A 9,227-nucleotide genomic window follows, 5' to 3' on the forward strand; every position below is an offset into this window, starting at 1 on the left:
AAGGCGGTTGGGTTGTGAAGTGTTGACCATGGTCTCATGGTAAGGATTTGCTGCTTACAGGACCCTGACACCTTTCCTGCAAAAATTCAAAACAATTTCCAGCGGGGTTTCAGCAGCTTTTTCAGCCTTTCTTCGGCTTCCTCAAGGCCCTGGTCCTGGGCCAGCTGGTAGCATTCGATGGCTGCAGCACGGTTTTTGGGGGTTCCCCGGCCCTGTTCGTACATTTTGCCCAGTTGCAGCAGGGCTTCCGGATGGTTCTGATCTGCGGCTTTGCGGTACCACTCGAAAGCCTGGATCTCATCGCGGTTGACCCCTTGCCCTTTTTCGAGCATGCTGCCCGCACTGAATTGCGCCTCTGCCTCCCCCTGCTCGGCAGCTTTTTTGAACCAGAAGAATGCCTGCCCGTCGTCTTTGACAAGACCCCGTCCTTCCTCGTAGAGCAGGGCAAGGTTGTACTGGGCTGCGGCGTTCCCCCCCTGCGCGGCCTGACGGTACCAGTGGATGGCTTGCTGCAGGCTCTGCATCACCCCGTGTCCGGCCTCGAAGAGCACCCCGAGGTTGTTCTGGGCGACCTGGTGCCCCTGATCGGCGGCCCTTCTGTACCACAGGGCCGCCTGGGCTGGATCAGATTTCGTTCCCCAGCCTTCTTCAAAGAACAGTCCCACCTTGAACTGGGCATCGACAATGCCCCCCTGGGCTGCCTTCTGGAACTGTTCCAGGGCGTGTTTGCGGTCCTCACTGACCCCCAGACCCTGCTCCAGCATCAGGCCCAGACGGTACTGGGCGTCCAGATGCCCCTGATCGGCGGCCTTGCGGTACCAGAAGGCGGCCTGCTGCAGGTTGATGGGGGTGCCGTGCCCCTCGGCATGGCTCTGGGCCACCCAGAACTGGGCTTCGCGGTGTCCTTGCTGGGCGGCTTTCTGGTACCAGTACAGGGTGCGGGCAGGGTTGCTGTTTTCGTCTTTTTCACTGTGCTGCCCCAGGGTGTACTGTGCGTTCAGGTCTCCCTGCTCTGCAGCTTTCTCGTACCAGAACAGGGCTTCTCTGGGATCTGCGGGGATGCCCAGTCCTTTCTCGTACATGCGGGCCAGCCTGGACTGGGCTTTCAGGTGGTCCTGTCTTGCCGCCTTGCGGTACCAGTCGAAAGCCTGCACCAGACTCTGCGTGACCCCGGTTCCATGTTCGTACAGCACGGCCAGATTGTACTGGGCGATGGGGTGCCCCTGCTCTGCTGCAGCTTTGAAGAGCTTTGCGGCCTCGGCGTGGCTTTGGACCACCCCTCTGCCTTTCATGTACAGGAAGCCCAGATCGTTCTGGGCAGAGGCGTGCCCCCGGTCTGCGGCCTGACGGTACCAGTGGGCCGCCTGTTTTTCGTCTTTTAAGACCCCATCTCCCTGCTGATGACGCACCCCACGTGCATACATTTCTTCTGGACTGAGGGCAGGAGGTGGAGGAGGGGAGGGAGCAGGTTTTCTGGGTGCAGGGACAGAGACTGGCTCTGCTGCACGGGGAGCAGGGACCCCCCGGGTGAGCAGTTGCCGGAGTTCCCGGGCATTCTGGGGTCTCTCCTGCACCTGCAAGGACAGGGATTTGCCGATCACCTGTTGCAATGGGTGTCCTGCTGGAAGGGGAAGGGCCTCCAGAGCAGCCCCGGTCACCCGGTCAATGGACGCCGGAGGGGCTTTCCCGAGCAGGGCATGGTAAAGGGTCGCTCCCAGAGAGTAAAAATCTGTATAGGCCCCTGCCTTTGCAGAAGTGGCGTACTGTTCCAGAGGGGCATACCCGGGGGTGACCATGCGGGTGTGGTTGCTGGTCTTGTTGGCCTCAAAATGGCGGGCCGTTCCGAAATCGATCAGCACCACCCGTCCGGAGTCGGTGATGAAAATGTTCTCCGGTTTGATGTCCCGGTGCAGCATTCCTGCCTGGTGCACCACTTCAAGGGCTTCTGTGACCTGCAGGCTGATGGTCAGCACTTCATCGGATTTCAGTGCCCCTGAATTCGCGATTTTCTCTGCCAGGGTCATCCCGGTGAGGTGTTCCATCACCAGATACCCGGTGTTGTTCTCCTCAAAGCCATCGAGCACCTTGACGATGTTCGGGTGGTCAAACTGGGTGAGGAGCTGCGCCTCGCGGGTGAAGCGGTTTTTCTCCTGCTCGAAGGCCTCCACCTGACTGGGCACCACCCTGCTGCTGCTGGAACGGGTGGTGATGCCTTCCACAAACAGTTCCTTGATGGCCACTGTGCGACCCAGGAAGGTGTTGGCCCCCAGGTAGGTGATGCCAAATCCTCCCCGTCCAAGCACCCTCCCAATGGTGTATTTGCCCTGCTGCAGCTTGGTGCCCACTGGGAGGTGCTGTTTGAGCAGCCATCCGCAGATGGGGCACCGAAAAGGATCATCAGGAAAGGTGTTGTGGCAGTGGGGACAGGTGACAGTCATGCGCTGCCCTCAGTTTAACGGATGGGCACATGGGATTCTTGGGAAATCCAGCAAAACCGTCAGAATTTCGGCTGGAGGGTGGTTTTCAGCTGACCGGACTGCACATCCCACATCTGCAGGTTCTGCTGGCCTGTGCCAATGAGCAGCAGGGTGCCATCTTTTGAGGCTTGCAGCAGGTGGATCTCTGCCTCAATGGAGAAGGTGTGCAGCAGGGCTCCAGTGGTGCTGTTCCAGACTTTGACGGTGCGGTCCAGAGAAGCGGTGGCCACCCATGCCCCCTGAGGATCAAATGCCACCCCTGTGACGGCATCCGTGTGGCCCCTGAGGGTCAGGGTGTTCTGTGCGGTGTTCAGGTCCCAGATCCGGGCAGTCCGGTCTCCTGAACCGGTGATCAGCTGTTTGCCAGAGGCATCAAAGGCTGCAGCAGAAACAAAGCCCGTGTGCCCGGTCAGCACCTGCAGGGTGGTTCCGGTCTTCAGGTCCCACACCCTTGCAGTCTGGTCTTCTGATCCACTGGCGAGGCGGCCTCCCTCCGGACTGAACTGCACAGCATGCACCCAGTTGCGGTGTCCTTTGAGGGTCAGTGTTGCTCCCCCATCCTGCACATTCCAGATGCGGATGCTCTGGTCAAAGGAGCCCGAAGCGAGCCATTTCGAGTCAGGACTGAAGGTGAGGCTGTACACCCAGTCGGTGTGTCCTTGTAGACTGGATTGCAGTTTCAGGGTGCTCAGGTTCCAGAGCTGCAAGTCCTGGTTGAAGAGGGCTGCGGCAGCATGTTTGCCATCTGGGCTGAGGGCGAGAGCGGTGACCTGACCTGAAGGCAGGATTCCAGCAGGTCGGGACTGCACCAGGTCCCACAGGCGGATGCCCCTGCGGCCTGCCACAGCGAGCACCTGCTGTTCTGCACCGAGCGCGAGGGAACTGAGGTCACTGCTCCCGAAGACCTTGGTTTCAAAAAGCTCTTCCTGCGCGCATGTGGTGCCCCACGCCATCATCAGGGTGATCCAGCCTGCCAGATGTGCCTGCTTCATGGGTTTCAGTGTACCTGCTGAGAATCCGGGGGAACAGGTTTCAGCGGGAAGCCAGCAGGGTCATGGGGTTCAGTTCGCGACCATTGTGGTAGATGCGGAAATCCACGTGGGGCCCTGTGGCGGCTCCGGTGGCTCCCAGCAGGGCGACGGTCTGTCCGGCCTGCACCGGGGCACCCACATTGACCATGATTCGGCTGTTGTGGCTGTAACGGGTTTCCCAGCCGTTGCCGTGATCCACCACCACGGTGAATCCAAAGCCACTGCTGTCCCACTTGGCGGTTTTGACCACACCAGACTGGGAAGCCCTGACCGGGGTTCCGGTGGCTGCAGCAATGTCAATTGCAGCGTGGAAGTTGCTCCCGGCAATCCAGAGGTTGCGGTAGCCATACCCGCTGGTGATGCGACCATTGACGGGCCACAGCCAGCTTCTGGCGCTGTAACTGACCCGTTTGATGGTGACTTTCTGGGCGGTTTTCTGGGTGGTGGTTTTTTTGGCACCTTTGGTGGGCAGGATGATCTTCTGTCCGACTTTCAGGCTGTTGGGGTTTTTCAGTCTGGGATTGAGGTCGCGAATGGCGTCGATGTTGATGCCCTGCTTTTTGGCAATCTGGGTCAGGGTATCGCCAGCTTTCACGGTGTAGCTGGTTCTGGCAAGGACGCTTGAGGTGCCACAGAGAAGGGCAAGCACGACGAGAAGAGGTTTGAAGGACATGGGGCTCCTGCAACATATTGTGGGGGTGGGTTTAGAGCATCATTGGCTCTGGACTTCAGCATAGCTTCAGGCAGTGAGCGAGCTGTGAACAAACTGAACCCAAAATGAAGACCAAAATGAGAGTCTGCTGAATTTGGTAAGGAATAATGCAGTTCTGGACGCAGGATCTCAGGTGAGGAGAGAACACAAATGGTGTCTCTGGTCCATGCAAGTGTTAAGAGAAGTCCATGCTGGTCGCTGCCAGACCTTCTCTTCCCTCTGAGGGAAGCCTGTCCAGCTGTTTCTGGCCTCGCAAAAGAATTTAAACTTCAGTACCACACAGAACAAAGTTCATGGAAAAGATGAGGGGATATCAGCACAGATCTCAGGCAAAAAGCAGCTTCACCTGCAAAATCCGCAAAACGCCCTGAGCGAGATAGCGCTTTTTGCTGCAAACTTCAGAAGCCCTTCAGTTCATTCCAATGTTGAAAATGCAGTCAGGCTTTACCCTGAAGACATCCAGTCCTCATGCTTCAGGACCGCACCTGTTCGAAACAGGTTTCAGCCCTTGCCCCATCAAAACCCGTCCAGAATTCAGCACCCGAAGGCGCAACGCGCCCTCCGAGGAGGATTCATGCAGCACCTCAGATTTCCCCGATTCCCTTTTCAGTTGACCCGAGGCACCTCGCATGCCTGTGACATCGACGTGTACCTCAGCCCTGATCGCCATGATGTGGTGGTCTACCTTCAGGAATCCCGGGAAGCATTGATTGAGGAGCCGCATAAGGTGATCAACCGGTTCTACCGTGAGGAACTGTTCCGCCTGCTCACCCCGGCCAGCAGATTGACTTTCTATTACGTGTGCCCCAGGCAGGACTGCTTTCCCATCGCACTGGGTGGTCTGCCAGGAGGCTACACCTCAGGTCAGGTGGAAACCTACCGTCAGGTGCTCCCCGAAACCATGCACAAGTGGGACCTGAACCAGACGGTGGCCCTGCGCGCCCAGTAAATCCAGCACTGCCCCCCTTTCCACCCCCGGACCTCCGGGGGTGTTTTTGCAGATGCCTTCAGGTGTTAAGATCAAAGTAAGCGCGTACATCAAGGGAGCCTGCCAATTGCCTGCCATCCGATCCTCCATTGCCCCATCCTGCACACCGAATTTTCAGTTTCGCCTGCCCCTCTGGAGCCCAGCATGGCTGCTGTGACCCTGGAAATGGTGGCAAAGACAGCCGGAGTGTCTACGGCCACCGTCTCACGCATCATCAACGGCACCGGGAAAGTCAGTGCCAGACGGCGCAAGCAGGTGATGGATGCCATCGAGAAACTGGGGTACCGTCCGAACATGGTGGCACAATCCCTGGCGAGGGGGCAATCCATGAATGTGGGCGTGCTGACCCAGGACATCTCCAGTCCTTTTTTCAGTCAGATTCACAAAGGGATCGAACAGGGTTTTCAGGGCAGCCACTACCACCCCATTTTTGTTTCAGAAGAATGGCGGGATGACCGGGAACATGCCGCCCTCGAAGTGCTGCTGAACCGCCGGGTGGACGCCCTGATTGTGCTTGGGGGCTACATTGAAGATGAGGTGTTGCGCAAGGTCAACGCCGCCACACCCATTGTGATTGTGGGTCGCCAGATCACAGGTCTGGAACAGCAGTGCCTGCAGGTGAACAACCACAGGGGAGGATACCTTGCCACCCGGCACCTGCTGGCCCTCGGGCACAGACACATCGCCCACCTTGCCGGGCCGGACACCCACTATGACGCCGTGGACCGCCTCTCCGGGTACATGGAGGCCCTGCAGGAGGCCAGGGTTCCCCTGAACCGGCAACTGGTGGTGGACGGCGAATTCAGTGAAGAGGGAGGAATGCGGGCCACGGAGCGTCTGCTCTCCCAGGGGATTCCCTTCACAGCCATTTTTGCAGCCAACGACCAGTCTGCACTGGGTGCACAACTGGTGCTGCAGAAAAAAGGCCTGAAAATCCCGCAGGACATCTCGGTGGTGGGGTACGACGATCTGGCAGGGAGTGCTTTCAGTTATCCACCCCTGACCACCATCAGACAGCCTTCCCTGAAACTGGGCATGGCGGCTGCGCATCAGGTGCTGGCGCTTCTTGAAGGCCACCCGTACAGACCTCCCACTTTCAGTTGTGAACTGGTGGTTCGCGAATCCTCTGGACCTGCTCCGGGGGTGAAAATCGAGGTGGAGCCCCTGGTTCCTTCAGAACCCTCTGCAAAATCCCAGGGCGTGCAGAAGCGCAGAAGGGCCACAGGCAAAAACAGTTCTTCTGGGTGAAGCTGAAGATCACAGTTCCATGTCCTCAGCGAAAGGAAATTTTCATCAACAGCCTTCCAGTTGCTGGTTTTTGCTTTGATGTTTGCCACTTCCAGAGCGATAACAGTGTCCATGTCCTTGAGCGAATCCCTGGGGAATGGCAGGCCTTGATCTCACGTTCATCAAAAAGCCAGCCAAACCGTTAACATGAGGTGAGACTGTACTGAGGTTTCCCTGAGGGGCAGCCCAGGACACCTGAAGGCCCAGTGATGCTCCAGACCCAGGTCCCATTCACCAGAACCTCCACATCTGCAGGGGGAAATTCATGCTGAAAAAGCTTTTTCTTTCCATGCAGTCGCAACTTGCACTGGCATTCATGTTCTCCAGGGTGGCGGGTTATGTGTTTTTTCTGCTCCTGCTTCCCGGACTGACCGTCAAAAACCATCGGGATTACCTGGAAGAAACCCGCTTCAACGCTTTTGCCCAGCAGGTACAGGACCACTACGCCAGACATCAGCAACTGAAAGACCTGCAGATCATCGAATCTGCCACAGTGCTGGATGGTCAGGGGCAACCTGTCGTGGTGCTGGCTTCCACAATGGCCCTGCTGGACAGACGGGGAAAACTCATCACACCGCTCAAGGGGCACCAGATGGGAGAGACCCCCTCTCCTGATGACCTGAAATACGTGCGCACCCTCAGCCAGAATGGGCAGGTTTTTGCCACAGCGGTGCAGCTGAAACAGCCTCCCGGTCAGCCTCACACCACCGATGAGAAGGCTTTGCTGCAAAGTGTTTATGAGACAGTGAAAGTCACTTTGCCTCTGGGCTTGCTGGTGGCTTTTGTGGGGGCCATTGTCATTGCCCACTTTCTGACCCTTCCGCTGCAACGCCTGACCCGTTCAGCCCAGGCGGTCATGCGCAAGGAGAAAATCCAGCAGGTCCCGGTCACCCTGCAAAACGAGGTGGCAGACCTCACCCAGGCCTTCAACGAAATGCTGAAGAACCTTGCCCAGGGGGAACAGCAGCGCCGCCAGATGATTGCCGACATCGCGCACGACCTTGGGACCCCCCTCACTGTGGTTTCGGGTTACGTGCAGGGCATGAAGCAGGGCAAATTCCAGCCCACCCAGGAGAGGCTGGAGATCATTCACGATGAGTTGCTGCTGCTGCAGAACCTGGTGAGTGACCTGCGCACCCTCTCTCTGGCAGATGAAGGCACCCTGCAACTCAGTGTGGATGAAGTCCCTCCGGCACGTCTGGTGTCGGGCATCCAGCAGGCTTTCTCGCTTCGTGCAGAAAAGGCAGGGGTGCAGCTTGATGCCCAGTTTGAGAAAGACCTTCCTGCCGTTCCAATGGACCTGGAGCGCATGCGTCAGGTGCTGGGCAATCTGGTGTCCAACAGCCTGAACCACACGGGCAAAGGCGGGCAGATTCACCTGCGGGCCAGCAGCACCCCGGACCACCTGATTCTGGAGGTGCAGGACAACGGCAAAGGCATCCCGGAGGAGAAACTGCCCTTCATTTTTGATCGGTTTTTCAGGGTGGATGAATCCCGCAACCATGAGCAGGCCGGAGGCTCAGGACTGGGCCTGGCCATTGCCCGTTCCATTGTGGAATTGCATGGGGGCAGGATTTTTGCCCAGAGCGCACTGGGGCAGGGCACCACCATGCAGGTCCTGCTGCCCCGGGGCTGAACGTCAGGAAGCAGGTTCCTCCTGGGTGTTGGGCACCTGAATGTCTGGCATGTCTGGCAATTCGGGCCGTTCTGTGATCTCGGGGTCTGGCACCGGATAGGGGGCCGGGTCTCCGGGATTCACGTCCGGGGTGTCTTCATTGGGATGTTCAATCATGGGGTCTCCCTGTGTTGTGAACTGGGTCCATTTTGAAAGACCTGGAGCTGCAGGACTGCCTGAATCCTGACAATTTTCCATGGACACTTGAGGAACCTTTAAAACAGCTCTTTTTTTGAGCACATGATGACAAATGTCCTGTGCCGTGAAATAAAAAGACCGATCATTTGCTTTGCTCTTGTGGTAAATGGGTTATGATCAGAGAACCATGAGTGATTTCAGCACCATTGTTTATACCGCTGTGGGGGTGACATTGCTGGTGTGCACCATTTTCATCCTGAAGCAGGTGGGCATCTCAACCCTGCGACAATTGATCTCTCCACGCAAGAAACACCGTCGGCGCAGAAGACGCCATCACCAGACGCACGGATGAAATTTTGAGTGACCTGAAGAGGCTTCAGGACAGTTCAACATCTCCGAGTTCCGCCAGATGTTGCCCAACAGTGAGATGCACCTGCTGCATGGACTGGTATGCTTCAAGCACCTGACCTGCAGAGGGTTTTCCCTGAAGCAGAACTTCAGCTTCAAGCACCAGTGCCCGGACATGGCCCAGCTTGAAGTGAAAAAGGATCAGGGACCAGGGACCCCAGGGTCGAAACAACTGTGCCTGCTGGGCTTCAGGGCTCAGCAGGGGGAACAGGTGCCGGGTGCTCTGTTGCAGGTGGTGCCGCAGGTCATGCAAATGGAGCGCGGGGTTCGGATGTTCCAGCAGAACCACGGCTTGCTTCAGGTGGTTTCTGGCCCACAGCAACCTCAACATGTTCTTTTCAGTTTACTGCTGCACTCTGACCTGTTTCTGACCCATTTCTGAAGCGCAGCAGAGCACTGCTGTGAGGACTTCATGCCCACCACTGCCGGACAGCGTGCACGAGAAGTTTCAAGCTGCGTGTGCCCACCATGCACCACAAACCCACAAGCAGCAGCAGCAGAACCGTTCCAG

At 57.6% G+C, this 9,227-nt stretch carries 9 protein-coding genes; 4 read left to right on the forward strand and 5 right to left on the reverse strand.

What is annotated here, in order from left to right; genetic code table 11:
- Positions 1-86: 86 nt before the first annotated feature.
- Genes DC3_RS06490 through DC3_RS06500 form a run of 3 tightly spaced genes read right to left on the reverse strand, consistent with a single transcriptional unit; the run spans position 87 to position 4,181 of the window.
- Entirely contained in the window at positions 87-2,438 is a 2,352-nt protein-coding gene (locus DC3_RS06490) for a protein kinase domain-containing protein (RefSeq protein WP_146883211.1), read from the reverse strand.
- A 59-nt stretch (positions 2,439-2,497) separates the two neighbouring features.
- Positions 2,498-3,469: a WD40 repeat domain-containing protein gene (locus DC3_RS06495; protein ID WP_146883213.1), complete on the reverse strand. Its 972-nt coding sequence runs from the start codon at positions 3,467-3,469 to the stop codon at positions 2,498-2,500.
- A 40-nt stretch (positions 3,470-3,509) separates the two neighbouring features.
- Positions 3,510-4,181: a LysM peptidoglycan-binding domain-containing M23 family metallopeptidase gene (locus DC3_RS06500; RefSeq protein WP_146883215.1), complete on the reverse strand. Its 672-nt coding sequence runs from the start codon at positions 4,179-4,181 to the stop codon at positions 3,510-3,512.
- Between the two features lie 613 nt (positions 4,182-4,794).
- Here DC3_RS06500 and DC3_RS06505 point away from each other — a divergent pair.
- From DC3_RS06505 to DC3_RS06515, 3 genes are all read left to right on the forward strand, one after another.
- The gene (locus DC3_RS06505) at positions 4,795-5,169 is read left to right on the forward strand and encodes a hypothetical protein (protein ID WP_146883217.1); all 375 of its coding nucleotides are present in this window, start codon (positions 4,795-4,797) and stop codon (positions 5,167-5,169) included.
- Between the two features lie 183 nt (positions 5,170-5,352).
- Positions 5,353-6,456: a LacI family DNA-binding transcriptional regulator gene (locus tag DC3_RS06510; RefSeq protein ID WP_146883219.1), complete on the forward strand. Its 1,104-nt coding sequence runs from the start codon at positions 5,353-5,355 to the stop codon at positions 6,454-6,456.
- Positions 6,457-6,760: 304 nt separating this feature from the next.
- A complete protein-coding gene (locus tag DC3_RS06515; RefSeq protein WP_146883221.1) occupies positions 6,761-8,131 on the forward strand; it encodes a sensor histidine kinase in 1,371 nt (456 codons plus the stop codon).
- Between the two features lie 3 nt (positions 8,132-8,134).
- Here the strand turns inward: DC3_RS06515 and DC3_RS29020 are convergent, their stop codons facing one another.
- Complete coding sequence (locus tag DC3_RS29020; protein WP_186815886.1) at positions 8,135-8,287, reverse strand: hypothetical protein; 153 nt, start codon at positions 8,285-8,287, stop codon at positions 8,135-8,137.
- Between the two features lie 208 nt (positions 8,288-8,495).
- Here DC3_RS29020 and DC3_RS29025 point away from each other — a divergent pair, with 208 nt between their 5' ends.
- The gene (locus DC3_RS29025; RefSeq protein ID WP_186815887.1) at positions 8,496-8,660 is read left to right on the forward strand and encodes a hypothetical protein; all 165 of its coding nucleotides are present in this window, start codon (positions 8,496-8,498) and stop codon (positions 8,658-8,660) included.
- A gap of 24 nt (positions 8,661-8,684) precedes the next feature.
- Here DC3_RS29025 and DC3_RS06520 read toward each other — a convergent pair whose 3' ends face one another.
- On the reverse strand, positions 8,685-9,047 hold the full coding sequence (locus DC3_RS06520) for a hypothetical protein (protein WP_146883223.1): 363 nt from the start codon (positions 9,045-9,047) through the stop codon (positions 8,685-8,687).
- Between the last annotated feature and the right edge of the window lie 180 nt (positions 9,048-9,227).

The sequence above is a fragment of the Deinococcus cellulosilyticus NBRC 106333 = KACC 11606 genome, assembly GCF_007990775.1.
Lineage (GTDB): Bacteria > Deinococcota > Deinococci > Deinococcales > Deinococcaceae > Deinococcus_C > Deinococcus_C cellulosilyticus.